The organism is Psychrobacillus sp. BM2 (genome assembly GCF_048572895.1).
GTDB lineage: Bacteria > Bacillota > Bacilli > Bacillales_A > Planococcaceae > Psychrobacillus.
Window position 1 is genome coordinate 1 of the sequence record NZ_CP183878.1, and the last position, 26,199, is coordinate 26,199.

At 37.2% G+C, this 26,199-nt stretch carries 25 protein-coding genes and 1 riboswitch; of the genes, 15 read left to right on the forward strand and 10 right to left on the reverse strand.

Annotation, left to right across the window (positions count from 1 at the left end; translation table 11 throughout):
• Positions 1-235: 235 nt before the first annotated feature.
• Positions 236-544, reverse strand: a complete 309-nt coding sequence (locus tag ACN6MX_RS00005; protein WP_419960657.1) for a monooxygenase — start codon at positions 542-544, stop codon at positions 236-238.
• 154 nt (positions 545-698) lie between these two features.
• On the opposite strand from ACN6MX_RS00005, the gene ACN6MX_RS00010 reads away from it, so the two are divergent.
• Together ACN6MX_RS00010 and ACN6MX_RS00015 are read left to right on the forward strand one after the other, a co-directional pair.
• A complete protein-coding gene (locus tag ACN6MX_RS00010) occupies positions 699-1,037 on the forward strand; it encodes a winged helix-turn-helix transcriptional regulator (protein ID WP_419960658.1) in 339 nt (112 codons plus the stop codon).
• The gene (locus tag ACN6MX_RS00015; protein WP_419960659.1) at positions 1,027-1,947 is read left to right on the forward strand and encodes a DsbA family oxidoreductase; all 921 of its coding nucleotides are present in this window, start codon (positions 1,027-1,029) and stop codon (positions 1,945-1,947) included. Before ACN6MX_RS00010 ends, ACN6MX_RS00015 begins: the two co-directional genes overlap by 11 nt.
• A gap of 71 nt (positions 1,948-2,018) precedes the next feature.
• Here ACN6MX_RS00015 and ACN6MX_RS00020 read toward each other — a convergent pair whose 3' ends face one another.
• Together ACN6MX_RS00020 and ACN6MX_RS00025 are read right to left on the reverse strand one after the other, a co-directional pair.
• Positions 2,019-2,390 carry a VOC family protein gene (locus tag ACN6MX_RS00020; RefSeq protein ID WP_419960660.1) on the reverse strand — a complete coding sequence of 124 codons (372 nt, stop codon included), beginning with the start codon at positions 2,388-2,390 and terminating at the stop codon, positions 2,019-2,021.
• Positions 2,391-2,476: 86 nt separating this feature from the next.
• Positions 2,477-2,980 carry a DUF1697 domain-containing protein gene (locus ACN6MX_RS00025; RefSeq protein WP_419960661.1) on the reverse strand — a complete coding sequence of 168 codons (504 nt, stop codon included), beginning with the start codon at positions 2,978-2,980 and terminating at the stop codon, positions 2,477-2,479.
• 138 nt (positions 2,981-3,118) lie between these two features.
• On the opposite strand from ACN6MX_RS00025, the gene ACN6MX_RS00030 reads away from it, so the two are divergent.
• The gene (locus ACN6MX_RS00030) at positions 3,119-3,346 is read left to right on the forward strand and encodes a helix-turn-helix transcriptional regulator (RefSeq protein WP_419960662.1); all 228 of its coding nucleotides are present in this window, start codon (positions 3,119-3,121) and stop codon (positions 3,344-3,346) included.
• A 4-nt stretch (positions 3,347-3,350) separates the two neighbouring features.
• On the forward strand, positions 3,351-3,656 hold the full coding sequence (locus tag ACN6MX_RS00035) for a hypothetical protein (protein WP_419960663.1): 306 nt from the start codon (positions 3,351-3,353) through the stop codon (positions 3,654-3,656).
• A gap of 45 nt (positions 3,657-3,701) precedes the next feature.
• Here ACN6MX_RS00035 and ACN6MX_RS00040 read toward each other — a convergent pair whose 3' ends face one another.
• From ACN6MX_RS00040 to ACN6MX_RS00055, 4 genes are read right to left on the reverse strand one after another with little or no spacing between them, the layout of a single operon-like run.
• Entirely contained in the window at positions 3,702-4,460 is a 759-nt protein-coding gene (locus ACN6MX_RS00040; protein WP_419960664.1) for an energy-coupling factor transporter transmembrane component T family protein, read from the reverse strand.
• The gene (locus ACN6MX_RS00045) at positions 4,441-5,811 is read right to left on the reverse strand and encodes an ABC transporter ATP-binding protein (protein WP_419960665.1); all 1,371 of its coding nucleotides are present in this window, start codon (positions 5,809-5,811) and stop codon (positions 4,441-4,443) included. The genes ACN6MX_RS00040 and ACN6MX_RS00045 overlap by 20 nt, the downstream gene beginning before the upstream one ends.
• Entirely contained in the window at positions 5,804-6,382 is a 579-nt protein-coding gene (locus ACN6MX_RS00050; RefSeq protein ID WP_419962686.1) for an ECF transporter S component, read from the reverse strand. The genes ACN6MX_RS00045 and ACN6MX_RS00050 overlap by 8 nt, the downstream gene beginning before the upstream one ends.
• Positions 6,383-6,386: 4 nt before the next feature.
• A complete protein-coding gene (locus tag ACN6MX_RS00055; RefSeq protein WP_419960666.1) occupies positions 6,387-6,968 on the reverse strand; it encodes a YkoF family thiamine/hydroxymethylpyrimidine-binding protein in 582 nt (193 codons plus the stop codon).
• Between the two features lie 79 nt (positions 6,969-7,047).
• Positions 7,048-7,155, reverse strand: a riboswitch (TPP riboswitch).
• A 122-nt stretch (positions 7,156-7,277) separates the two neighbouring features.
• Between ACN6MX_RS00055 and ACN6MX_RS00060 the strand changes: the two genes are divergently transcribed.
• The 3 genes from ACN6MX_RS00060 to ACN6MX_RS00070 all read left to right on the forward strand — a co-directional run bounded on the left by ACN6MX_RS00060 (position 7,278) and on the right by ACN6MX_RS00070 (position 11,592).
• Positions 7,278-8,237 carry a 2-hydroxyacid dehydrogenase gene (locus tag ACN6MX_RS00060; RefSeq protein WP_419960667.1) on the forward strand — a complete coding sequence of 320 codons (960 nt, stop codon included), beginning with the start codon at positions 7,278-7,280 and terminating at the stop codon, positions 8,235-8,237.
• A 285-nt stretch (positions 8,238-8,522) separates the two neighbouring features.
• Entirely contained in the window at positions 8,523-10,577 is a 2,055-nt protein-coding gene (locus ACN6MX_RS00065) for an EAL domain-containing protein (RefSeq protein ID WP_419960668.1), read from the forward strand.
• 103 nt (positions 10,578-10,680) lie between these two features.
• On the forward strand, positions 10,681-11,592 hold the full coding sequence (locus tag ACN6MX_RS00070) for a DUF2971 domain-containing protein (protein ID WP_419960669.1): 912 nt from the start codon (positions 10,681-10,683) through the stop codon (positions 11,590-11,592).
• Between the two features lie 39 nt (positions 11,593-11,631).
• Here the strand turns inward: ACN6MX_RS00070 and ACN6MX_RS00075 are convergent, their stop codons facing one another.
• Positions 11,632-13,557 (reverse strand): FUSC family protein, encoded by a 1,926-nt coding sequence (locus ACN6MX_RS00075; protein WP_419960670.1) that lies wholly within the window; start codon positions 13,555-13,557, stop codon positions 11,632-11,634.
• Between the two features lie 219 nt (positions 13,558-13,776).
• On the opposite strand from ACN6MX_RS00075, the gene ACN6MX_RS00080 reads away from it, so the two are divergent.
• The 6 genes from ACN6MX_RS00080 (at position 13,777) to ACN6MX_RS00105 (ending at position 18,811) form a co-directional block, all read left to right on the forward strand.
• Positions 13,777-14,394, forward strand: coding sequence for a TetR/AcrR family transcriptional regulator (locus tag ACN6MX_RS00080; protein ID WP_419960671.1), 618 nt, complete (start codon positions 13,777-13,779; stop codon positions 14,392-14,394).
• Between the two features lie 12 nt (positions 14,395-14,406).
• A complete protein-coding gene (locus ACN6MX_RS00085; protein ID WP_419960672.1) occupies positions 14,407-15,090 on the forward strand; it encodes an MBL fold metallo-hydrolase in 684 nt (227 codons plus the stop codon).
• A 50-nt stretch (positions 15,091-15,140) separates the two neighbouring features.
• Entirely contained in the window at positions 15,141-15,437 is a 297-nt protein-coding gene (locus ACN6MX_RS00090) for a YrdB family protein (protein WP_419960673.1), read from the forward strand.
• A gap of 154 nt (positions 15,438-15,591) precedes the next feature.
• Entirely contained in the window at positions 15,592-17,286 is a 1,695-nt protein-coding gene (locus ACN6MX_RS00095; RefSeq protein WP_419960674.1) for a glycoside hydrolase family 13 protein, read from the forward strand.
• Positions 17,283-18,179 (forward strand): ROK family protein, encoded by an 897-nt coding sequence (locus ACN6MX_RS00100; protein ID WP_419960675.1) that lies wholly within the window; start codon positions 17,283-17,285, stop codon positions 18,177-18,179. The genes ACN6MX_RS00095 and ACN6MX_RS00100 overlap by 4 nt, the downstream gene beginning before the upstream one ends.
• Positions 18,180-18,262: 83 nt before the next feature.
• Complete coding sequence (locus ACN6MX_RS00105) at positions 18,263-18,811, forward strand: cysteine hydrolase family protein (protein ID WP_419962510.1); 549 nt, start codon at positions 18,263-18,265, stop codon at positions 18,809-18,811.
• A 246-nt stretch (positions 18,812-19,057) separates the two neighbouring features.
• On the opposite strand, the gene ACN6MX_RS00110 is transcribed toward ACN6MX_RS00105, so the two are convergent.
• Both ACN6MX_RS00110 and ACN6MX_RS00115 read right to left on the reverse strand, forming a co-directional pair.
• Positions 19,058-20,344: a glucose-6-phosphate isomerase gene (locus ACN6MX_RS00110; protein ID WP_419960676.1), complete on the reverse strand. Its 1,287-nt coding sequence runs from the start codon at positions 20,342-20,344 to the stop codon at positions 19,058-19,060.
• A 154-nt stretch (positions 20,345-20,498) separates the two neighbouring features.
• The gene (locus ACN6MX_RS00115; protein WP_419960677.1) at positions 20,499-20,963 is read right to left on the reverse strand and encodes a general stress protein; all 465 of its coding nucleotides are present in this window, start codon (positions 20,961-20,963) and stop codon (positions 20,499-20,501) included.
• Between the two features lie 235 nt (positions 20,964-21,198).
• Here ACN6MX_RS00115 and ACN6MX_RS00120 point away from each other — a divergent pair, with 235 nt between their 5' ends.
• Both ACN6MX_RS00120 and ACN6MX_RS00125 read left to right on the forward strand, forming a co-directional pair.
• Positions 21,199-24,348, forward strand: coding sequence for an SNF2 helicase associated domain-containing protein (locus ACN6MX_RS00120; protein WP_419960678.1), 3,150 nt, complete (start codon positions 21,199-21,201; stop codon positions 24,346-24,348).
• A 661-nt stretch (positions 24,349-25,009) separates the two neighbouring features.
• The gene (locus tag ACN6MX_RS00125; RefSeq protein WP_419960679.1) at positions 25,010-26,194 is read left to right on the forward strand and encodes a hypothetical protein; all 1,185 of its coding nucleotides are present in this window, start codon (positions 25,010-25,012) and stop codon (positions 26,192-26,194) included.
• Positions 26,195-26,199: the final 5 nt, after the last annotated feature.

Here is a 26,199-nt window from a genome sequence, read left to right on the forward strand (position 1 = left end):
GTGAGCTTCCTCTACCATTAGGGAAGTATCTTATCTCTAGTTAACCAGAAATGCATTAACCTTCTTCTAAAAGTTGCAGGAGGGTGATGGACAGGCAAACGCCATAAGATGACGGAAAAAAGTGATATTGGTTGTGACGGATGTCACAACCAATATCACTAAAAATTTACTCGGTAATCATATAGTAAAAATGCCTTGTCCAAAGCCCTTCGGAAACGATAGAAGCATGTTTTGCTTATTTTTGGATAGGACCGTTGTTAATAGTAGAAAGGGCTTCATTAATTTCAAAGATTTTGTCACGGATATCTGTAATACCGAAGCTTGCTAAACGTGCAGAATGCATGGATAAATAGCTTTGTGCAGTTTCTTTTGTTTTAAATAGATAAATCCCGCCAGCTTCTTTTGCTTGTGCATCCTCCGTCCAAATCTTCCAAAGAAATCCTTCTTCTTCATTAATACTAAGTGCTAAATCTTTAAATCCTTCGGACATTTCGTTACCAAACGGACCATCCATTTTAAAATCAACCTGTAGTAAATAAGCCATTTAAAGCAACTCCTTCATTAGATTTATTCAACTTTAGATTAACGAATCCTTTCAAGAAGGTCCAATCTTAAGATTTATATAAACAAAACTGTTTATATACTTTTTATATTTAGTATAATAAGTATATCAATTATAGAGAGAGGAGTTTGCTTAATTGGCAATTTGTCCTAACTTAGAATATGCATTTCAAATATTAGGGAAAAAGTGGAATGGTTTTATATTGCATTATTTATCAACAAATGAACAAATGGAATATTCATTTAGTGAATTGAAAAAAGGTATAACTAATATTACTCCTCGCGCATTATCAAGCTGTTTACAAGAACTTATGGAGTATGGATTAGTTAGTAAAGAAGTAACTCTGATACCTTCTACTTCTATATCTTATCGTCTTACCGAGCAAGGTAGAGCACTAGTACAAGCATTACGTCCAGTACAACAATGGGCATATGACTACAAAAACAGTGAAAAGGAGAATACAAATGAAAAATAATCCAATGGCATGTGATTTAGAGACAGGAATTTGCGGAGTTGTAGAGGAAAATGAAACAGGTTTATTAGATTTTAGCCGTCCAAACAAAGAGGTAGAGGTATATTTCTTTAGTGATCCGATTTGTTCGCATTGTTGGGCACTAGAACCAGAAATAGCTAAATTTACTGCAGCGTACGGTGATACATTTAAAATACATACAGTAATGGGTGGACTACTGCCTTCGTGGGATGGATTTGCTGATGTTAGTAATGGAATTGGTGGACCGAAGGATGTAGCAGGACACTGGCGTGAGGTCGGTGAATATTATCGTATGCCAATAGATGGTTCACTGTGGTTAGATAATCCTGTGCACTCATCTTATCCACCTTCACGTGTATGGAAGGTAGTACAATCCGTGAAGGCGGAAGCAGCTGAAATCTTTTTACGTAAATTAAGGGAAGCGGTATTTGCTTTCAATGAGAATATTGCTGATGAGGAAGTATTAATTCGTCTTGTTGATGAAATCGGATTAGATGGCAAAGAAATTGTGGAAAAAGCAAACAGTGAAGAGGGAGAACGCTTATTACAGCAAGACTTTGAATTAGCTCAACGCTTTGGTGTACGTGGTTTTCCAACGATTATTATGGTAAACAAAGAAAACAAAGGGGTAAAAATTGTAGGCCAGCGTCGTTATGAAGATTACACAAATGGATTAATGCAAGCATTAGGACAGGAAGAATTGCTAAAGGCAAATAAAGCCCAAGCATTACCAACTTTGCTTTCAGATGGAAGACGTTTGTTCTCCAAAGAAATTGAAACCATTTATGGAATAGAACAAGCGGAAGTAGAAGGATTTGTTCAACAATCATTCCCGCAAAATGGGGTTAAATCAGGAACTATACTTGGCGAAACATATTATGTTCAAGCGTAAATAGATTCATAAGTGAGCAGCAAAAAGACCGTAATTCAGTAAAGTGAAATACGGTCTTTAAGCATGCTAAATCAAGAAATCCACTCTAATATTTCGATCCGATTGCCAAATGGGTCATGTATATATATTCGATTGGCTCCTGGCAAGTCGGAATCGACTACAAAGCTCACATCACTTTTAGATAAATGTATCTTTAAAGCATCTAAATTTTCTATTTGAAAAGCGGGGTGGGCTTTTTTAGCAGGTGCAAATGGTTCTTCAATTCCTATATGGATTTGATAGGAGCCAAATGCAAACCAAACGCCACCTCGTTTCTTTAGGAGCACTGGTTTTTCTACTTCTGTAAAACCTAAAATCTCCCCGTAAAATTTTCTTGCAGTTGATTCTGAACGCTTTGGAGCAGCTAATTGAACATGATCAATTGACTGAAATACAAATGACATCGTTAATCCCTCCTTGTACTTTCATTTTATTGGAAAGTTAGCAATAAGGATAATCTATAAAAGTCATCAGGAAGCATAAGTAATTCTTATGACATTTTCACCAATATTTTGTTAACAGTATTTTTATTGCGAGCTGTTGAGGGAATACCTAGCTTCCGCTCAAAAAAAGCATTCGTAAATTTCGTTTGATGATAACTTTTCGAAAGACTAATAATCACATTTCGTTTCTTCCAAACAACAAACTCATCATCTATTAAACTTGCAAGCATCCCTTTTTGCTCCTCAGAAATTTCTTGAGCCAAAAACATGACATACACTTGCTCCTTGGAGAAGATAGGATGCTGCTTAATCTCCTCCAATTCTTCCTTTGAACGGACAATAACTGGTATATTAAAGCCGTAAGCTTCTTGAAGTGCAGCTTCCAACTGTAGAACATCATAACTTGCATTATCAAATATAACATTCCCAGTTTGTATATATGTCCGAACATTTTCATAGCCCAGCTCTTCAAACAGCACCTTCAATGACTTCATATCCACTTTATTTTTGGCACCGAGATTAATACCACGCAGTAAAGCAACAAATGACAACCTCATCCACTCCTTATACAATATTCTAATTATTTCATAACGAATAAAAAAAAAGGTTGAACAGTTATTTTGTTTGTGTAAAAAAAATTTTACTTTTTGTTAAAAATATATTACCCTTATTCAAAGAGGTGATAGTATTTGGAATGTTCAGATAGCAGGAGAATCCATAATCGACTCGTTGTTCTTAGAGCGGAAAAGGGTCTGTCACAAAAAGAAGTTGCCGATCGGATAGGGGTGAGTAGACAAACAATCATTTCAATTGAAAAAAACAAATACAATCCTTCTTTAAGATTGGCTTTTGAATTGGCATTGTTGTTCAATGTGGATTTACACGAAGTTTTTCAATATAAGTTTGAGGAGGAATAACAAAATGTTAGAAGTTCTATTATTTGTTGCGAGAATTGCTTATGTAATAATATTTTTCTTTGCAATATATATAACTTTTAAATTTGAATGGGGGAGTGAAGGGAAGGACGAGAGAGGACGCAGTATTTCACAGAAGTCATACAGCATTGTGTTTCCATTAATTGCTTTAGGGTGGTTGTCAATCGAGCTTTATAATCGTTATATTGGCACCATTGATTATGCAACCTATAAATTAGCTATTTGGTATTTGCTAACTGGTTTAATGATTCTTCATGCTATTAATATAAACAGTTTAAAAAGAAAATATTGAAGAAAAAGCTCCTGCTTTATTTTAAATAAAAACAGGAGCTCAATATTAAAAAGTAAGCCACCACATATTCGTACAGCTCAAAAATAACACAACAAACAACAAGCTAACTAACGCAACGTCCACTTTCCCAACGGTAATCACATGAAAATAACTACTTCTACGTTCACCAGTGAAACCTCTTGCCTCCATCGCAAATGCAGCACGCTCTGCTTTTCGTACAGCACCCGCAAGCATAGGGATCAAAATACGTCGGATGCCAAGCAATCGTTGCAGCGCATTTTTTTCCTGGGCTGCGCCTCTTAATCGATGGGCTTGCCCAATTTGCACAAATTCATCTTTCAAAACAGGCAAAAACTGATATCCAACCATCACACCATAAGCAATTTTGGGGGAAAGCTTTAATTGCTGCATTAAACTCAATATGAACGTAACGGGATTAGTTGTAAGCGCAAATAACAGAGACAAGCTAGAAAAAGCTAATACCCGAAAGCTCAACGAAAGAGCATGATCAAGCTGGGTTTCTGTCACAGCAATAGATCCGATTGACCAAATGATAGGACCAGAAGTTTCCTTGGCAAACACAATTGTCGTCCAAAAATAACCGAAAGCAGTAACAAAAAAAGGAAGCATATACAACAACCATCTCTTCCAGTTAATCTGGCTGAAGAAAACTTGTAGCAGGAGTACACCAGCCAAAAACACAAGTGGAGTCCAAGGGTCAAAGAAAAATGCCATCGTGAACATACAAATTGTAATTGCTAAAAACTTCACCGAAGGATTCATACTATGCAAAGCATTCTTCATGACGTATCAATCCTTTCGGAGGAAGTAAGTGATGATCCAATAATAATAGTTCATTCTGCCATATAGCATCAGCTGCAAACTTTCCAGTCAAGCGACCATTATTCATCAATAAAATAGAATCGGCCAAACAATGAGCGAACTCCATATCATGTGTGACGATTAAAAACGTAGTTCCAGCACGAGCACGTTCATCTATTAATTGAAATAACTCGGACAACGCCGCCGCATCCTGGCCAGAAGTTGGCTCATCCATGAGAATAATCTCACGACCATCACAAAGCATGGCAGCGATAGCCACTCGTCGCTTTTGCCCGTGACTTACCGCAAAAGGGTGGGCATCCGCAATAGGTAGCAACTGTAATCTAGTCAATAGTTCATCCACATTATTTCCACCTCCAAAACCAACCTCATTTCGCACATCTTTCGTGAGAAATAAAAACTCAGGGGATTGCGGAACATATCCTAAATACTTAGGCTGTACGGTTCCGCATGAAGGAATTAGCTGACATAATGCTTTTAACAATGTAGATTTTCCGCTACCATTCGGTCCAGCAAGTACTGTTATTTCTCCGCGATTTAATGTGAAAGTAGCTTCCTTTAAAAAAGGCTTTGACTGTACGTTATTAACGACTAACGAAGTATATTCTTGCGTACTGCTTGTGCGTTTTTTTAACTGTGGAGTAACTTCACCTTGATACAAAGGAATACTTCTATCAAAAAAATCCCCCCATAAATCGATTCGATGCTCAATGGCTACAATCGTCAGCTTTCGTTTTTGCTGTAAGTCATCTAACCACTCTACATACTTTTTTGCGGTATATGGATCTAAATGAGCAATTGGTTCGTCTAGCAGCAGTATTTCTGGGTCCATAATAAGTGCACATGCAGTAGCAATGCGTTGCTTTTGTCCGCCGGATAGTTTCTGAATAATTGCATGGCGAAACTCAGTTAATTCGGTTAAAACCAGCACGTCGGAGATTCTTTTTCCCATTTCCTCGTGTTTGGTTTGCAAATTTTCAAGCGTAAAAGCAAGTTCTTCTTCCACTGTTTGCATACAAAACTGAGCATCTGGATCTTGAAATACGGTTGCTATGTGACGGTTTATTTCCCCGGGAATAAAGGAAAGACTATCTTTTTCAAAAAGTTTTACTGAGCCAGTCAAAATACCGTCGCAGTTATCCGGATACAATCGATTGCATAAATATAGTAATGTCGTTTTCCCGCATCCACTTGGGCCAGTGATAACTATCCGTTCTCCTCTATGCACAGTAAACGAAAAATCGTCCAGTATCCATTCTTCCTCATCTGGATAACGAAAACTTACTTTCTCAAATTGGATAACCTCATGCACGAACCTCACCCTTTTTCGAACGAGAGATGGCATAGCCGCGAAGTGAACCAGTCGCTAACAATCCATCTGCTACTGCCTTTCCGCCAACACCGGCAAGCAAAGCACCGCTTAATATACGAATTCCAAGCATTAATGCAACATAGCTAGTGCTATACACGGTAAATCCGCCTAGAAAGTATCCATAAGCAAAACTAAATAACGAAGATCCAACACCGGCAAGCATTAGCACCCATAGGTCAAAGCGTTTATATCGAGTGGCAGCAAATACTGCCTCTGCACCTAGCCCTTGAATGACACCGGAAAGGATTAGTCGAGGTCCAACAGCATTTCCTAACAGAACCTCTATCGCAGCAGCAATCGTCTCGGAAACAACTGCAGCACCGGGCTTTCGAATAATATACATACAAATAATGGAAACGATAAACCAAATGCCAAAAATCCATTCATACGCAATTGGACCAATGAATCCAGCCCAAATATTGCTGACATGCAAAAATAGCAAGTAAACAATGCCAAACACCACCGCAAACAAGGACATCAGTACAATCTCTTTTAACTTCCATGACTTCAGCATATTAAATACCTCCGTGTGAAGGACTATTAATACTCATCGAAACTGTCATCACTAAATGCTTATATTGTTCTGAGCGAGCATTTGTAAAAGCTTCTTCATAAAAAGTGAATACTTCATGAATATCACCATGAATACCGCTTGCATAATGCATCGAGTCATTGAATACACCAAGTTCTTTTGCACGGTCCACCTCTTGATAAATAATCTCCATATAATTAGAGTTATTCATTGGATAAAGGGCAAATTGGGAAGACACGTATTGCTTTGTCATATCATTATTTGCGACTTCATCTCCTTTATCTAAATATACATCCCCGGCGGAATCACCAGGACATCCGGCAGAAAAAGTACCAGATAAAGCAACGTGCACGCCTGTTTTAGCTGCATGTAAAGTGAGTGCTTTTGCAACATTAAACACATGAACCTGCTTTCCTCTAATAACTGTAGACACATCATCTGTATGCATCCAAACATTTGACGTATCTGTTTCTTGAAGCGCTCCTTTAATCACTGAGATAAAATCATTGGTCATCGGATGTAACGAAAAACGAAATCCGACGATAGGGCTTAAACCGCATTGCATAATAAAAACCTCCCGAGAATTTTTTCATAAAAAAAGACCACATCCGTGAAGATGCAGCCACTTATCCAATATGAAAATTCGGAAAGTCACCGCACTTCCTCACGCAGGTATTATCCTGATCGAGTAATAAGGGATCGGAGCTAAAAAGCTCTCATCACAGCCAAAGTGGGCACCCCTAGTGCAGAAAACGGTATGTAGTTTTTTTAATGTGCCCAAAGTATAACGCAGGTATTTGAAGATGTAAATATGTTTGCAAAATTTCGTACTTTCGTCCATGATTTGGTTTATAGACTAAAGGGGGAAGAAGTTTTGGACAAAATATACATAACACGTAAACTACCTGAAGAAATAGTAGAACCTTTAAGAGAAAAATTTGATGTACAGATGTGGCATAGTGAAAGTACTGCGATGACATATGAAGAGATAAAAGCAAATGCCAAGGATGCACATGCTCTGTGGACGGCACTGTCCGATAATATTGATCGTGGGATAATAGAAAGTTTACAGAATTTAAAAGTAATTAGTAATTTTGGTGTTGGCTATAACAATATAGATGTAGAGTCTGCAAAGGAGCATGGAATCATTGTTACTAACACACCTGGTGTGCTAACAGAGACAACAGCAGACTTAACATTTGCTTTATTATTGGCGACAGCCCGTCGAATTACAGAGGTTGAACAAGAAATTCGTGCAGGCAATTGGATTTCCCGGTCACCAATGCAATATACAGGAATGGATGTATTCGGTGCTACGCTAGGCATTATTGGGATGGGACGCATAGGGGAGGCCGTTGCAAGACGCGCAAAAGGCTTTGACATGAATGTGTTATATCATAATCGCTCTAGAAAACTAGATGCAGAAGAAACGCATGGCGTTCGATATATGGAATTGGATGAATTGCTACAGCAATCTGATTTTGTCATTCTGCTAACCCCACTGACTCTTGAAACAAAGGGGCTTATAGGTGAACGTGAACTAAACCTTATGAAGGAAACGGCAGCAATTATTAATGTCGCAAGAGGGGGCATTGTAGATGAGCAAGCTCTCTACGAAGCATTAGTATCTAAAAAGATATGGGCTGCAGGTCTTGATGTATTTGAACAGGAGCCTATACCGATAAATCATCCTTTATTGACATTGCCTAATGTAACTGTGTTACCCCATATCGGTAGTGCAAGTATTCGAACTCGTCTAGCAATGATGGAATTGAATGCAAAAGATATAGAAGCAGTATTAAAAAACAAAGAACCTCAAAATCGAATTGTATAATTCTCATAACTTAACATTGAATAGTAATACTTATGTAGTGGTCCTAATGTATAGAGACCACTCTTTTGGTTGAAAAAAGTGTTTCAAAGGATGGGATTCTAGGAAAAAAAGGTCTTATTCGTTGCTTAAACTTATTGAAAAAATCTTCCAATATTCAATACTATACCCAACATATTATTCTTAGAATAGAGATACTCGTTTGCTATATAAAGTATCAGTTATTTAAAATTTTACACAATTTATTACTTGATATGAAGTGTGGTATAGTCAAAAAGGTAGAGGAGTGTGGAGAATATATTCAATTTTAATAACGATAGTCCTGTAAGTAATTCATATATAGAAATAACTGGCGACTACTCTATGATAATAGTAGCGATTTCGGTCATTATAGCAGTAGTAGCATCCTATACGGCCCTGTCATTGAATAGAAGAGCAAGAGAAAATAGTTTTTTTCATAAAAATTTCTGGTTATTGCTAGCCTCTATCTGTTTAGGGTTTGGTATATGGTCTATGCATTTTGTAGGGATGGGTGCTTTTTCGTTACCAGTAAACATGGGGTACAATAATATTATTACGCTAATTTCAATTATTCCAGCCATGCTAGCATCATTCATAGCTTTCTATTTGGCAAATCTTCCAAGAAGAAACATTTGGTCATATATTTTTGCTGGAATTGCAATGGGGACAGGAATTTCCTCTATGCATTATATCGGAATGTATGCGATGGAAATGGATGTTGTTTATACTTATGACCGCCTACTGTTTATAGCGTCTATTTGTATTGCAATTATTGTTTCTGTAATTGCAGTTTATATTTTTTCAAAGGTCCAAACGTATAAGACGCATTATATAATTCAACTATTAATTTCTTTAATCATGGGATTGGCTATCTCTAGTATGCATTACACAGGCATGGCAGCTATGCACTTTTATATACCGGAAGGGTATGAATTACACAAAGGTCATTCTCATATGACGGAAATGTATGGACTAGCGATTATCGTAACGTTGGGAATGGCTGTGCTTCTGGGTATTTCATTACTCTCTAGTTTAATAGACCGTTACATCGAGTACCGGGCAAATTATTACGATGCATTAACACAGCTACCAAATCGTCGATTGTTTGAGAAAAAGCTTCAGACGCCAAAGGTTTTAGCTGTTTGGCATATACATGATTTAGAATATATTAATAGAGAATTCAGTTATGCTTTCGGTGATGATGTGATCCGTGCTTTAGTACTTATATTCAAATCTAGAACACCTTCAAAAACAGAGATTTATAGAATTGAGGGGCATCGTATTGCTCTAGTAGCTAGGGATGTGGATAGCGCAAAACAATTAATAGATGATTTGAAGGAAATAGCAGATGTTCTTCGTCAACCTATACTCGTTAAAGACCAAGAAGTTTTTTCATATGGCGTATGTGCGATATCGGAAGCAGACCAGTTTGATAATGCACCTAATATTTATACAAATGTACTTGCTGTTCTAAACTACCCATCTATCACATATAATCATAATATTGTTTACTATGATCCGAGTGTTCATACGTATACATTTGAACGCGAAATAGCAGAAGATGTCATTCGAGCTATGAGGGAGGATGAATTATTTCTTGTTTACCAACCGAAAGTTCGCTTAACCTTACAAAACATTGCAGGTCTTGAGGCATTATTAAGATGGAATCATCCAAAGTATGGGGTTCTTTCACCTGCTGTTTTTATTCCTATTTTAGAAGAATATGATCGTATGATTAGTGTGACAAATTGGATTATAGACCGAGTGTGTCAACAAATGGCCAACTGGCAACAAGAAAATATTTCATTTAAGCAAGTTGCTATTAATATTCCAGGTGAGTATGTAACTTCACCACTATTATTAAAGGTATTAAAACAAAAACTGAATGATTATGGTCTGGAACCCACACAAGTAGAATTAGAAATTACAGAGAATAGTTTTGTTAAAAATATGGAAGAGGCTATGAGGTCTGTAGGAGCGTTTAGACGAGAAGGTTTCTCTGTCGCATTGGACGACTTTGGAACTGGCGTTTCATCACTTTCTTATTTAAAGCAAATGCCGATATCCACCTTAAAAATAGACAAATCTTTTATAGATGATGTACCGATATCGCCTAAAGATTCAGCGATTGTCCAAGCGATTATTACATTAGGAGAATCATTAAACTTAAATATAGTTATCGAAGGTGTAGAAAAGAAGGAACAAGTAGATTTCTTAACAAACACTAGTGAAGATCCTATTTTTCAAGGATATTATTTTGCAAAACCAATGAAACCTCATGACCTTATTAAGTGGTATCGAGAAGCCAGAGTGGAAGATTGAAATCTTTCTAATTCTGGTTTTTTTTGTTGTTTCATAAAATTCAATGGCTTTTGGACATAAAAAGAGGGAAGTATTACTATAAAGTATAGGAGGTGCTAGTAAAATGTCCAAACAAAACCCTATTTCAACAATTGACATGAAGGCTCTTATTCCTTTAATCAGTAAGGAATTCAAAAGGTACTTTACGAAAAATATTAGAGCATTATATCACTATACAAATCTAGAAGGTGCGCAAGGAATAATTAGCAATAAAACTTTTTGGGCTTCGCATATAAAGTTTATGAATGACTCGAAAGAATATAGTCATGGGCTAGAAGTATGTGAAAGTATCGTTCAAAAGCTCATTCAAGAATTACCATTAGAAAATCCTAGAAGGACATACTTAGAAGCAGTTTTTACAATTCTGGAGGAACAGGATACTGATATTTTTGTTGTGTCATTTTGCGAAAGCGGAGACCTACTAAGCCAGTGGAGAGGATATAGCAGAAGTCAGCACGGCATCTCTATTGGATTTGATTTTTCATCTTTATTTGATGTTTCCTTTCATTTAAGTGAAGAAAACTTTTTCCCCCGAAAGGTGATATACGATCATAAGCTGCAAGAACGAATTATTCGCAGGATTATAAACGTCTCGCTTCTCAGTCTAGAGATAAGCGGACAAAAACCGCAGTTTTCTCCAAAGGAAGTGGCACGAACGATTGGTTACTTTCTCCCGTTATTTAAACATGCTACTTTTTCAGAGGAAAAGGAATGGCGAATCATTGTGACAAACTCCAAGAGTATGCCGTATCAGCATGAGCTCAAATTCCGGGCAAGAGATAATATTATTCTGCCATATATCGAGTTAGAGACACATAACAAAGTACTTCAAAATGACAATAGACTTCCTGTCAATCAAATCATTATAGGCCCCTCCGGAACCAATGAATTCACAGCAAGAAGCATCAATTATTACTTAAAAAATGTAGGATATCCAACTGTACCTATTAAACTCTCCCATATTCCTTATCGATAAAAGTAAAGGAGGATTATTATGCTATTTCTCAGTCCGATTTTACTTTTTTCCACTTGCCTGAATGGCATCCTGAAGATGATGCACCTCTGTTTGTATTTTAGAAAACCCAATGATGTTGGGCATCTCTTTTTTGGATAATATTCGCTCTTGTTCTGCTGATTTTGCCAACGTTTCAAATACAAGGAGTATTTTAGATAAATCATGATCCGATAGTACGGGGCGGCTTTTGTATTTAGCAGAGGAATCTAGTAAATATCCAAGGTGTTCGATGGAATGGATTGCTGGAAATAGTAGATCTAGCTTTGTATTGTCTCGTGGTATTTCCCCTAATGCTGTAGAATATACAATTTTTAAATTGGTTAAATTTGTTTGCATTTTACTACGCTCCTTTGAATACTCAGGCTCCATTAATGCAGATTCCTGTGAAAACAGAGTAAGTAAAAACTGCTGTTCACTACGAATTGTTTTGGCCATCGTATGGGCAAGTAAACTAGCTGCACTCTTTCGATTCATCAAAAAGGCACCTATGAGCCCAATGGCACTTCCTATTAGGACATCAATTACGCGAGCTGACGCAAAAAAGGAGATATCATGAATTTTCGTAGTACTCTCAGCAAGCAAAAGAGCATTCGGTGTGATGAATAAAGCAGCAATTCCATAACTCAATACGATGGCAAGCTCTGTTAGAAAAGTGAGGAAGAAAATAGCAATTGCAATAATATAACCCTCGGGTTGAAAGTATAGAATCAATGTTGCGATCAAAATTCCAATAATTGTCCCTAAAGATCGTTGAATTGCACGGTGGAAGGTAGCCATAATAGTTGCGCCTGATAGCACTGCTGCACATGATAGCGTAACCCAATAGGAACGTTCAAAATCAAATGATTGTGCGATAATAGCTGCTACAAACAGCACAAAACCATATCGAAAAGCATTTAAAAATACGATTGAATTTTTATCAAAAGCACCACCTATTACAACTCGTAGTGACGGTTTAGAAATAACTATTTCTCGTTGAATAACAGACATTGAGTCGCTTGCAATAATAGCAGTATCTTTAACTAAATCATGTAAAATAGTTAAATCATTTGTACTTTCATCCTGTGGAATTTTTATTTTAGATTTAGGGTTATCAAATGATTGTGCGATGGAACGGATTGATTCACTAAGTTCCATAGGTAAAGGCTGATCTATTGATTCCATCTTTTCAATGATATGTAGAAAGATGTTATTCGCCTGTCCATTTAGTAAATATAGCCGTTTATAGGGTTCTGTTATCCTCCACGGAATATAGCCAGAATGGATTAAGTCTTCTGCTGACTTTAGTGAGGAAATAATTTTTTGTTTAGAGTTGTTTAATTGGTCTGTTCCAACTAGTTCTAGGAAACTAGCTAGCTCCAGATATACTTTTTTCACGGCCATCTTTTCGGGACCGTGAGGATTATTTAACCAACCAGTCATTCCCATAATCCATGAAAACGCTCCACCTAAGAACACAAGTCCCGCTCGAATAGGGGCTAGTTCAGGATCAACTGGCATACCAGTAGCCATTAAAAAGGTAAGAACAAAGAAAATAGCAGCTGGTCCAGTGATTCTTAGTGCTCCAAATAAGAAAGTGACAAGAGCACCAATAATAGCGACTACTATTGCAGATAAAAGGGCATAGGGAGCAAGTAAAGTTCCGAGACCCATAACAAATGATAGCCCAGTTACTGCAAATAATAATTTTTTGGCTCTAAAAGCATAAGGAATATTAAACACATATAGATAAGTCAAGCCGCCAAGACCTGCTGTTAGACCGTATTCCAAGTTTCCAAGTAAGAATCCAATGAGGACTGGCAAACCTGCACAAACTCCTGCAGTAAAAGCTTTTAACCAAGGAAGAGGGTTTTTATTTATGGTAAATGCCTGTTTAATGGTTAATAGTAGTGTAGCCATTATTGACTCAGTAGGTTTATTTTTCAAATGAATTCCCCCTTTTTCACGTTTGTTGAAAGTTAAGATAACTAATTATACTGCTGATATTATGAAAATAATATTATTGGGATTCGGTAGAGATGGAATGTCCAATATAACTAATTTATGTTGTGCATATTTTAATAAAATATCCACTTCTTTGACATTATACTAACCATTGGTTATAATATAACCAATGGTTAGTATAATGAAAAGAGGTCACATAGTATGAAAAGTAAACAGGAGCAACGTTCAGAGGAAACCAAAAAGTTGATATTGGAATCTGCTGCAAATTTATTTGCCCAAAAAGGATATGATGCAGTAACGATTCGAGAAATTGCAAAGGATGCGGGCTGTTCACATACAGCGATCTATCTATATTTTAAAGATAAGGTAACATTACTTCACCAGTTGTCTTTGCCACCATTGCACCAGCTACATCAAAAATTGCAGGCTATCGCAAAGGTGGATTCGTTATCCTCCGAAAGGAAGCTAAAAGAAATAAGTTTAGAGTACATTTCCTTTTGTTTAAAAAACCGTAATATGTATGATATTTTTTTTAATGCTAAATCCTCGAGAGTGGATGAAAAGCCAGAATTAGAGGTCAACCAACTTCGACTTGAAATATTTGAACTATTGAAATCGATTATCAGGGAAAATCTCTCCATTTCAAATGATGAACAGCTTTTAGCATTTTCTCGAATTTTTTATTACCAACTGAATGGGGTGTTAAGTACATACTCTTATCAGCATGAACCGCTCGATATACTAATGGAAAGATTGAAACCAACGTTTAACCTAGCGATAGAAATTTTACTTTTAGGCTCTCAAGAAAAATTAAAGTAAGGGGAAATGACAATGCAGGCAAAAAAGATTTCTGCGCATATTTGGAACTTGAAAACATGGATGATAATTCCTATTCATGTATGGGTCGTAGTTGATAAAGAAGGAATCACGTTAGTAGATGCAGGAATGCCAATGATGACAAAAGGAATCATGAACTTCATGGAACAACTAAATGCCGGTCCTATACAAAGAATACTCTTAACACATGGACACTCCGATCATGTTGGAGCGGTAAAAGGAATTTTGAAAAAGTATGAAGTTCCAGTGTATGCTCATCAAATTGAAATCCCTTATATGGAGGGCCAAGTCGTTTACCCCAATCGTAAAAAGTTGGAGAATAATATTCCAAAAACGGTAACTACACCCTTATTAGAAGACGACTTAAAAAATTTAAAGAAAATCGGGGAACTTACACCTTATTTCACACCAGGGCATTCTCCAGGTCACGTCGTCTATTACCATGAGCAAGACCAAGTATTGTTAGCTGGAGATTTGTTCACTTCTAAAAAGGGGAAGCTCAAGCAACCTATGTCTGCATTCACAGCAGATATGAGGCAAGCCGTAGCAAGTGCAAGTATAATAGGCCAATTAAAGCCGAAGCAGCTAGAAGTATGTCACGGAAATACAGTGTTTCAACCTTCCGATCAACTAGAGGAATACATAAAAACTAAGGAGAGAAAACTAGGAGGTCATTAGGATGTTGATATTCAAATATACAGTATTTGGTATTTGGCTTGTTTTTTGCTATGGAGCTATTAACGCTTGGTGCTTTTTGTTACTGGGGTTTTCATATGAACAAAGGATGGCTCATCAATACAATACTTGGAATTGGAACACCACTACTAGTTGCAGTATTTTGGGGAACTTTCATAGCACCTAAAGCCACTTTCCCGGTGACTATTCCTATTCGAATACTACTTCAAATAATCGTATTTGCACTTGCTACCACTGCCTTATTTGCAGCGGGCAAAAGTAAACTAGCTATTATATTTGGTTTTATTGTTTTAATAGAAATGATTTTAATGTATTCCATAGAGGAATGATAATAGAGTTGGCCCATATCATAGAGGAATCAGAACTAGAGTAAGCATGCAATTATTTAGAACACCATATAAAATAAATTATGCAAGCGCTTGCATAATTGTTGTGGGAAGATTAAAATAACTCTATTAAGTTACATTTTAGGGCGGTGGAAAAATGGGTCAGAAAATGGATCCTTGGTGGAAAAAAAGTGTCGTGTATCAAATTTATCCAAGAAGCTTTATGGATTCAAATGGTGATGGTATCGGGGATATTCAAGGGATTATTTCCAAGTTGAAATACCTTCAAAAGTTAGGTGTAGATGTTATTTGGTTGAGTCCAGTCTATGATTCTCCGAATGATGATAATGGCTACGATATTCGAAATTACCGAACAATTATGCAGGAATTTGGGACAATGGAAGATATGGAACAGCTAATTGAGGAAGCCAAAAAGCAAGGAATACGAATTGTGATGGATTTAGTAGTCAATCATAGTTCAGATGAGCATGAATGGTTTGTGCAATCTAGGTCTTCTAAGAATTCTAAATATCGAGACTACTATATTTGGAGAGATGGCAAGGATGGGCAACCACCTAATAATTGGGGCTCCGTTTTCTCAGGATCTGCTTGGGAAAAGGACGAGCTGACTGATTCTTATTACTTACATTTGTTCTCCAAGAAGCAACCAGATTTGAATTGGGAACATCAACCTCTACGTGAGGAAGTGTACCAACTAATGACATATTGGCTCGAAAAAGGGATTGGTGGCTTTCGCATGGATGTCATCAACTTTATATCGAAGGATGTACAACTACCAGATGGTATAGTACATCCAAATAAATTATATGGGGATGGAAGCCCATATTTTATTAATGGACCGAAAATTCACCGTTACCTGCAAGAGATGAATGAAAAAGTATTGAGTAAATATGATGTGGTCACAGTCGGAGAAATGCCTGGAGCGACAACTGATGATGCGTGCATTTACACAAATCCTGACAGTAAAGAAATGAATATGGTATTTACTTTTGAGCATATGGATTTAGATAGTGGTTATGAAAAATGGGATGTACAGCCGTTAAGGTTAATTGAATTAAAAAGAAATTTCGAAAAATGGCAGCATGCACTTCATAAAGTGGGCTGGAATAGCTTATATTGGAACAACCACGATCAGCCGAGAGTAGTATCCCGTTTTGGTAATGATGGAGAATATCGGGGACTTTCTGCCAAAATGTTAGCCATCTGTCTTCATATGTTACAAGGCACCCCGTATATATACCAAGGGGAAGAGCTAGGTATGACGAATGTGAAATTCCAGATGCTTGAGGATTACCGAGATATTGAGACATTGAATATGTACAAAGAAAAAATCGAACAAGGAATTTCGCATAAGGACATTATGCCTGGTATTTATGCAAAGGGTCGGGATAATGCGAGAACACCTATGCAATGGACTTCAGAGGGTGGCTTTACGACGGGTACTCCGTGGATTCGAATGAACCCCAATACTAGCGAGATAAATGCTGAGCAAGCGATAAATGATTCCGCTTCAATTTTTTATACGTATCAAAAGCTAATACAACTTAGAAAGCAACATGACATAATTACACATGGTAGCTTCCAACTTTTACTTGCGGATCATCCGAACTTATTTATTTATAAACGACAGTTAGCTGATGAAGAATGGCTGGTAGCTACAAATTTCTCCGATCAAATTGAACAGCTAGAATGGAGTACCTTTGATGTACCATCAGATTCTGGAAAGTTAATTATTTCAAACTACGACATGATTGAAATTAATGAAAAAATAGTAGAAATCCGTCCATATGAAGCCTTTGTGGTCGCTTTTAAAAAGGAGATAGAGAATTGAAGAAGGTACTGGGAGTAGATATTGGGGGAACGAAAATAAGAATGGGTGTCGTAAATGAACAAGGTGAAGTTCTAGTTGATAAAACGATACCAACTGTATTGCCTTTATATCCTTACTTAGAGGAACAGGTTCTTGCGATGAAGAATGATGCACCAGACATAGCTGGAATTGGCATTGGAACAAGAGGAATGGTAGATGCAGCAACGGGTGTCATCACGTTTGAAACAGAAATGCCTGGATGGCAAGGGACGCCTGTAAAAGCATTACTTGAAGCGGCAACAGGACTTCCGGTAGAGATAAACAACGATGCTAATTGTGCTGCACTGGCAGAAGCTAGACTTGGTGCAGCGGCGGGATTCAACCAAGTAGTTTGTCTGACAGTCGGAACAAAACTAGGCGGAGGTATAGTGCTTGATGGAAAAGTGATGAATGGGAAAAATGGTGGTGGTGGCGAGGTTGGTCACTTAATATTGTATCCAAATGGTATAGTATGTGGATGTGGCAGACCCGGCTGTAGTGAAGAATACGTATCTGGAACGGCTATCAAGAGACTTATCGAAGAGGGCAATGTCATCAATGCTGAAACCAATGAATTGGCGAAGCCTCATGATGTATTTCGTTTAGCTATGGAAGGTCATGCTGGAGCAATAGCTGTTCGTGAACGTTTCCTTTCTGACTTTGCAATTGTTATCTCGAGCCTTCAAGCAGTCCTTGATATGGACTGTGTCGTTATAGGCGGCGGTGTATCCGACTCTGCAGATTATTGGTGGGAAGAGCTTCTTGCCAAAGTAGAACCATTGAAGCTAAAACCAGTTCAGGTTCGACGTGCAAATTTTGGCAATGAAGCAGGAATGCTGGGAGCGGCGATGCTTGTAATAGATTCAACAAAATAAACTAAAAGTGTGCATGATATATGCACTCTTTTTTATTTATAAAATGCTCTATAATTTAATTAATATAAAGGAGCGGATAAATGGTGAAAAAGGCATTATTAAACATTGATTATACAGTGGATTTTGTAGCAGATAAAGGGGCATTAACATGTGGTAAACCAGGGCAGGACATTGAGGACGCTATTGTACAGGTAACCAAAGATTTTATATCGAATGGGGACTTCGTGGTGTTCGCTATTGATACACACCAAGAGAATGACAACTACCATCCTGAATCTAAGTTATTTCCTCCTCACAACATAGAGGGAACCAAGGGCAGAGATTTGTTCGGAAGACTCAAAGATGTGTATGAAAACAACAAAACTAATGCCCAGGTATATTGGATGAACAAAACTAGGTATTCTGCGTTTGCTGGTACAGACCTAGAGTTAAAACTTAGAGAAAGACAGATTACAGAAGTTCACCTCATAGGCGTATGTACCGACATCTGTGTACTTCATACAGCAGTAGATGCTTTTAACAAAGGCTATAAAGTAGTCGTTTATAAAGATGCTGTCGCAAGTTTCAATCAGTTAGGTCACGAATGGGCTTTAAGTCATTTCCAAAATAGCATCGGTGCAGAAATCAGATAGAACCACACCGGGTTATAAAATGAAATGGAGAGTTACGCATGACAACGTTATACGGGTGGGAAAATTCGAAGATGGAAAATTAGACAAAGAAAATACAATAAAGTTAGAGTTAGTTCGTATAGAAAAGTGAGCTTGAAGAAACATTTCCAAGCTCATTTTTTCCTTTCTATTTTACTAAAGGGTGTTGCGCTTATCTTATAAGAGTAACGAAAGGGGTAGTAAGTATTGACTTTCCCTAGTTGCCCATTAATAACCTGGTTTTTTAAGGATTTTGAAGATATTATTTTTATAGTCTTCCACACCGGGTTGGTCAAAGGGATTAATATCTAGTAAATATGCGCTATATGCACATGAAATCATATAGAAGTACAACAAATATCCGATATGCTCTTCATCGATTTGCCCGATAGATAAGGAAACTTGTGGCACACCGCCATCTAAGTGAGCGCTAGCAGTTGCTTCATGGCAGGCATGGTTGAATTCATGAAGTGTTAATCCACTTAAGTAGTTCAATTCATCATCGTCATTTTCTGCTTCAAACACGGTTAAATCATCATTTGCTTTTTCTACTGTTAAAAACGTTTCGAATAACATGCGTTTTCCATCTTGGATGTACTGACCCAATGAATGCAAATCGGTCGAATAGACGACGGATGCTGGGAAAATCCCTTTACCATCTTTGCCTTCACTTTCACCAAATAATTGCTTCCACCATTCTTGGATATAGCGTAGCTTTTCATCAAAGGTAGCCATAATTTCAACTGGGTAGCCAGCATCATACAAATGCTTGCGGATAATAGCATACTGAATAGCACTATTGGTTTTTGTATCTACTGTGCTGAATTTCTGTTCTGCTTTTGTGGCACCGCCAATCAATTTTTCAATGTCATATCCTGCAGCCGCAATAGGGAGTAATCCAACAGCTGTAAATACGGAATATCTTCCTCCTACGTCGTTTGGCACGACATAGCGCTTATATCCTTTTTCTATTGCTAGTGATAGAAGTGCACCTTTTTCTTCATCCGTTGTCACGATAATACGTGATGTTGCCTGATCTCCATAGCGTTTTTCCATGTATTGCTGTAAAAACCGGAATGCCAAAGCAGGCTCGGTCGTTTTACCAGACTTGGAAATGACATTTAACGCTACTTCCTTTCCATCTAGGTAGGACATTAGCTGCTTCAAATATTCCCCACTAACCATATGACCAGCAAAAATGACTTCCAGCTCACCTTTTTTTTCAAATGGTGTCGATAGTGCTTCAATAACTGCTTTGGATCCTAAGTATGATCCGCCGATTCCTATAACGACTAGCACATCCGAATTGGAACGAACTTGTTCGGCTGTTTTTTGGATATCTTGCAGAAATTCAGTGCTCATATTACTAGGCCAATCAACCCAACCTAAAAACTCAGCACCAGCTGCTGATTTATTATGTATCCCCTGTTGAATTCCTTCTAATCTAGTCGTTAGTTCTGGTGTTACTAGTTTTGAAAAGTCCCCTGAAAAATTCACATTAATATTCATAAGCATCCCCTTTGTAATCCTACTTGTTATTAGACTAATTTTACCATTAAGTATATAGAAACACGAGAAGATGGGGTAAGAAGATTTTGTCCGAGTTAAAAATAAAAACCCCTAAACAAATATTCATTGTTTAGGGGTTATTCCGAGTGTATTAAACAAATCAACGGTCGCTTAATGGATATTGATTTAACCGATTTTCAACATCTCCGGGACGAATTGCTTCACCCGAATTTCTTATTTCTGTTCCCTCATAAGAGGAATCAGACTGGTTTTTCGCATATTCATCGTAAACTGTTCCGTAATTCTTATCTACGTATAGGAGAATGCCTCCGCTTTTCACTTCACTATAATAGCGATGCGAATCGTCGTCTGAAAATCCCATTTGGCTGAAGGCAGCACGGACAGGCTCATCACCAGTTAAGAAAGCCTTAAATTTGTCTAACCAGTTCCCTTCAACCGATTCTAGCTCCGCATCTGTTTGCCCACGTACGATTGAAAGAGAATCCTTATGATTTGTAACGACATAAATATCGTTTTCCATATATCCTTCTAGTTTTAATTCATTAATTTTGTCTAGTACTTCCTGTTCTGTTTGAAAAGATCCTACAAATTTTTTATCTGCCATTTGTATATACCTCCATTGATTAATTTTATTACCTTTAATTTACCCATTAGAATACGCCATAAACAAAAAACATGGAACGTGAAAAAAGTGTATCGATGCCAATTGAAACGAACGGGTTTCCTGGGGCTTCTATTTTAGGGAAGGTCGATAAGTTTAGGTATATGCTAAAATAAAGTAAAATCAATCTAGGCGATCAAAAGATATTCTTTATTTATAGGTCGAGAAAGGATACTCCATGAATTTTTCGATGAATGAAGCAAAAATAAAGAAATTATGTGGTGTGACAGCTTTTAAAAAAGGCAAATCCTATTATCAAGCAGGGAAAGTAGACCTACATTCCTTCAAACCAGAAGACTCGATTCTCAAAGCTACTGTACATGCAGTAGATGATGTTGAAGTCATGGTGGTAGCAGATTCTGACGGAAAGGTCGGAGGTAACTGTACTTGCCCACCCATAGGATTTGTCAAAACGTATTGTCAGCATATTGCAGCAGTATTATTTGTAGTAGAAGAAAAGGAAACAGAGGAACGATTGGCTACAAGAATGCTCGATTTGTTTGAAAACCAAGCAGTGCACCCAACGGCAAAGCAACTACATTTTGACGAAAGACAGACACTTCACATGGAATTTATATGCCGTCCAGTACTCCTAGAGACAGGGGGATATGGGTTTGGAATTCGGATGAATGTAGGACCAAATACATTGCATAGTATTTCAAACGTAAAGGACTTTCTTTATAGTATTGAGAAAAAAGAACCGTTTGAATATTCCTCCGGACAATACTATGTACAGGAAATTTATAGCTTTCCAAAAGAAACTGATGCAGTTCTTCAGCTGTTGTTAAAAGGTCAGCATGAGCAAACAGTACAAGCAGATACTTTACTTATATCCGCATCGGATTGGGATCAGCTACTTCCTTTGTTAACAAAAGCTCCATTAGTTAGATTTGAGCACGAAGAAAAAATGTATGATGGAGTACAATTTGGGAAAGACCTGCCGCTACGTTTTGTCTTTGATGAAACGAAGAAGACCAATTATCAGCTAAATGTGGTTGGGCTCGACCGAATTATTGTGCTCAAAGGCTATGGATATGCATTTTCACAAGGGGTTCTGTATAAAATTCCGATAAAAGAGTGCATAAGACTAGCGGAATTAAAAGAAATGCTCGATCAGTCTGGAAAACATGAATTGGTTATTTCAGAGAACCAAATAGATCATTTTATGGAGAAAACCATACCTGAGTTTATGAAGCTTGGCTACTTACATATAGCGGAATCTATTTCAAAAAGAATCGGAGAAACTCCGCTTCGTGTAAAGCTATTTTTGGATCGAGTTAAGCACCGTATACTAGCGGGGTTAGAGTTCCATTACGGACATCTTGTCATCAATCCAAGTGAAGAATTAGAACAAGAAATTATGCACTTTCCAGGGATTAGACGTCAACTGAATAAGGAACAGCAGATCATCGATGTATTAATGGAGAGCGGGTTTACTCAAACTCCAGGTGGATTCTACTTATTCGACGAGGAGGCAGAATATCACTTTTTATATCATGTGCTACCCAACATGGAAAAATGGGTTCAAATATATGCCTCGACAGCAATTAAAATGCGTGTACAAAGAGGATATATTGGCCCGAGGATAAGAGTAGAAGTAAAAGAGCGGACAGATTGGCTAGAGTTTAAGTTCGATCTACAAGGAATTCCGGAAAAGGAAATCCAGCGCCTAATGGCTTCTATTGAAGAAAAACGAAAATTTTACCGCATTCCGGGTGACAGTTTAGTTTCACTTGAGACACCTGAATATCAAGCGTTAGCTAGCTTTATCATTGATATGGGAATTACAACTGATACGATTGATGATGAAATTCATGTTCCGTTAATAAAAGGAATGCAAATGATCGATTCTTTGGAGCAAGGAGCCTTGGTAGAGCCTGGTGAAAAATTTGCTAAGCTCATGAAAAACTTACACGACCCTGGAAACTTAGAGTTGAATGTTCCAATTCCTTTAGAAGGGGTACTGAGAGACTATCAAAAAGTAGGGTTTCGTTGGTTCCAGCTACTAGCAAAATACAAATTTGGTGGCATCCTAGCTGATGATATGGGACTTGGGAAAACGCTTCAAAGTATTGCCTTCATTGAATCTGTACTTCCGGATGTTCGTGCACGAAATTTACCGGTGTTAATCGTATGTCCTGCCTCGCTTTTATACAATTGGAGGAATGAGTTAAAAAAATTCACTCCCCATATTCAAGCACTGGTGATAGATGGCGATAAAACAAAAAGAAGTGATTCGTGGAAACAGACTTCACATGCAGATGTAATAATTACTTCGTATCCAACGCTTCGAATGGACACGGAGCTATATCGAAATCACCTTTTTCATACGTTGTTCGCAGACGAAGCACAGGCATTTAAAAACCCATTAACAAAAACAGCAAAAGCAGTGAAGATGATCAAAGCAGAGTACCGATTTGCCCTAACAGGGACACCAATAGAGAATGCTTTAGACGAGCTCTGGTCAATATTCCATGTTGTGTTTCCAGAATTATTGCCTGGAAGACGAGCCTTTAGTGAATTAAGCCGTGAAAATATAGCAAAACGAGTTCGACCGTTTATATTGCGGCGTATGAAACAGGAGGTACTGAAGGAATTGCCTGAGAAGACGGAAACGATGCTGTATTCCGAATTACAAATGGAGCAAAAAACTTTATATGCAGCCTATTTGGCTGAACTTAAACAAGATGCATTGAAGCATTTGAAAAAAGGCAATCTCCAAAGAAATCGTATAAGAATATTGGCCGGACTAACAAGACTTCGCCAACTATGTTGTCATCCAGCTCTTTTCGTAGAAGGCTATAAGGGAAGTTCCGCTAAGTTTGAACAGCTGATGGAGCTCTTGGAAGAATGCCGAATATCGGGTAGAAGAGTGCTCATTTTTTCACAGTTTACACAGATGCTAGGCATCATTAGAGGAAAACTCATACGAGAGGGAGCCCCTTATTTCTACTTAGATGGCCAAACACCATCAGAAGAGCGAGTAGAATTATGTAATCGTTTTAATAACGGAGAAGGGAATCTTTTTCTAATTTCGTTAAAAGCAGGGGGAACTGGATTGAATCTGACTGGAGCAGACACCGTCATTCTTTACGACCTATGGTGGAATCCAGCAGTGGAGCAGCAAGCTGCAGACCGTGCTCATCGAATGGGGCAAGAAAACGAAGTACATGTAATTCGTTTAATAGCAAAGGGCACCATTGAAGAAAAAATTACTCAACTACAGCATAGAAAGAAAAGTCTTATTGACGAGGTCATTCACTCGGGGCAGGATACAATGTCTACTATGACAGAAGAGGATATTAAAGAAATATTGATGATAGAGTAGGAAGGTTTAATAAAAAAGTGATCCAAGATAAGTATATACTCTTATCTTGGATCATTTTTTATTTATAAAATCTTCTATAATGTCAAAATAAACTTAGATACATGAATACATAGATTAACAAGATAGCAAACTTCTATAAAGATTACATATGAATTTCTATGACGACCCATTTTCAACATAAAATATGGCCTTCTAAGTAATTGATTTTAAATTTTAATATAAATAGGTCATAGTAAGTTTAAATGGCTTTAAGGACCCCTTAAATACAAATATGAACAAATAGGTATGTAAATCCGGGTTACTATCTTTTAATTGGGTCAAAATTACTCATGTTTTTAGTATTTCTGTTGTAGTCAAAGTAGCATAAAAAAATTAAAATAAAATCTTTTGTTTTCTAAAAATAGGTAAGTTTACAAAAGTGTATACAAGTATACACGAAGAAAACGTTGTGTATACAAATTAGTAAACTTGTTTACAAACACGTATACATTTTGGTATATAAGGATGTATACAACAAAGTTTACAAGTACACATTATAAGAATATTTGTATACAAAAGTAGGTTAAATGTACACGATTTGAATACAACTTTTGGGGGATTGACCGAGCTTTGGCTGTAAGATACCTTTAAATGGTAGAACATAAGATGAAGGGATGATTTGATGAATACTTCAAGAATTTGTGCAATCGATGTAGGAAATGACTCAGTAAAAGCTTTATTTGGAAAATTAGATTATGAATTAAACATTCCCAATGTAGTTGCGGTCTCAACAGAAGACAGACCGGTAATAGGTATAGAAGAATTGAATGATAAGGATCCGATAGAAGGAATTCATATTAAAGTGCACTCCCCTGCTCTAAATGAAAACAATATAATTTACCGTGTTGGTAGCTTAGCGACAAAAAGTAATAATGCAACTGAATTAGACCCTGGTAGCAACAAATCAGAGGAAGATCAAACACTAGTTATGTTATTTGCCTCTTTAGCTTTAGATGCAGTGAGAGAAGAGAACTCAGAGGTTTTTAAAAAGAACAATAACGTAATTGATGCAAACTATACGCTAGGTACTGGTCTGCCACTTCGCGAAGTAAAAGAAGGAAAAGATGTAGGCTATCGATCGCAGCTATTAGGATCGGTTCACCAAGTCGAGTTTTTAGTAACACCTAAATACCAAGGATTAAAAGTAAATATCAAGTTTGATGAAGTTAAAATATATCCTGAAGGATTTGCAGCATATATTAACCTAGTAATGGATAATGATTTAAACATTATTAACAGAGATTTAGTAGATAAAAGTATCTTGATTCAAGATATTGGAGGCCTATCAACTGATGTTGCGGTCATTAAGAATCGTAATGTAGATGACGATAAAGCGCAGGGGTTCAATCTAGGTGTTTCTGAAGCGCTAGAGTCTATTCGAGAAGAAATTAGATTAAAACATGGTGTAGAATTAGACAGTCGTAGAGATGTTGTAGATATTATCACTAGAAAAAATGATCGAAATCATATTATGGTAAATGGTAGCCGTACAAGCGTTCACGATATTACCGATCGAATTCTTTTAGACTTAGCGAAGAAAGAATATCGTCATTTACGTAATGTTTGGCAAAAAAATTCGCAAACAGAGATCTGCTATTTTGTAGGCGGCGGAGCGATCGTATTAAAAGAATATATTAAAACACTAAATAACAATTTAAATGGCTATAATATTGAATTCTTTGAAGATGAAAAAGAGAGTATCTGGATGATGGCAAATGCTTATCATAAATTAATCTCTGATTTTGTTAGAAAGAATAAGAAGGATATAAAAAGTAATGAAGCAACGAAACAAAAAGTAGAAAAATAGGGTGA

Coding starts and splice junctions, on each gene's coding strand:
- ACN6MX_RS00090 (WP_419960673.1), top strand. CDS start 15,141: ATGGAGCTATTAACGCTTGGTGCTTTTTGTTACTGGGGTTTTCATATG.
- ACN6MX_RS00125 (WP_419960679.1), top strand. CDS start 25,010: ATGAATACTTCAAGAATTTGTGCAATCGATGTAGGAAATGACTCAGTA.
- ACN6MX_RS00035 (WP_419960663.1), top strand. CDS start 3,351: ATGTTAGAAGTTCTATTATTTGTTGCGAGAATTGCTTATGTAATAATA.
- ACN6MX_RS00005 (WP_419960657.1), bottom strand. CDS start 544: ATGGCTTATTTACTACAGGTTGATTTTAAAATGGATGGTCCGTTTGGT.
- ACN6MX_RS00085 (WP_419960672.1), top strand. CDS start 14,407: ATGCAGGCAAAAAAGATTTCTGCGCATATTTGGAACTTGAAAACATGG.
- ACN6MX_RS00020 (WP_419960660.1), bottom strand. CDS start 2,390: ATGTCATTTGTATTTCAGTCAATTGATCATGTTCAATTAGCTGCTCCA.
- ACN6MX_RS00015 (WP_419960659.1), top strand. CDS start 1,027: ATGAAAAATAATCCAATGGCATGTGATTTAGAGACAGGAATTTGCGGA.
- ACN6MX_RS00040 (WP_419960664.1), bottom strand. CDS start 4,460: ATGAAGAATGCTTTGCATAGTATGAATCCTTCGGTGAAGTTTTTAGCA.
- ACN6MX_RS00115 (WP_419960677.1), bottom strand. CDS start 20,963: ATGGCAGATAAAAAATTTGTAGGATCTTTTCAAACAGAACAGGAAGTA.
- ACN6MX_RS00120 (WP_419960678.1), top strand. CDS start 21,199: ATGAATTTTTCGATGAATGAAGCAAAAATAAAGAAATTATGTGGTGTG.
- ACN6MX_RS00095 (WP_419960674.1), top strand. CDS start 15,592: ATGGGTCAGAAAATGGATCCTTGGTGGAAAAAAAGTGTCGTGTATCAA.
- ACN6MX_RS00070 (WP_419960669.1), top strand. CDS start 10,681: ATGTCCAAACAAAACCCTATTTCAACAATTGACATGAAGGCTCTTATT.
- ACN6MX_RS00080 (WP_419960671.1), top strand. CDS start 13,777: ATGAAAAGTAAACAGGAGCAACGTTCAGAGGAAACCAAAAAGTTGATA.
- ACN6MX_RS00055 (WP_419960666.1), bottom strand. CDS start 6,968: ATGCAATGCGGTTTAAGCCCTATCGTCGGATTTCGTTTTTCGTTACAT.
- ACN6MX_RS00110 (WP_419960676.1), bottom strand. CDS start 20,344: ATGCTTATGAATATTAATGTGAATTTTTCAGGGGACTTTTCAAAACTA.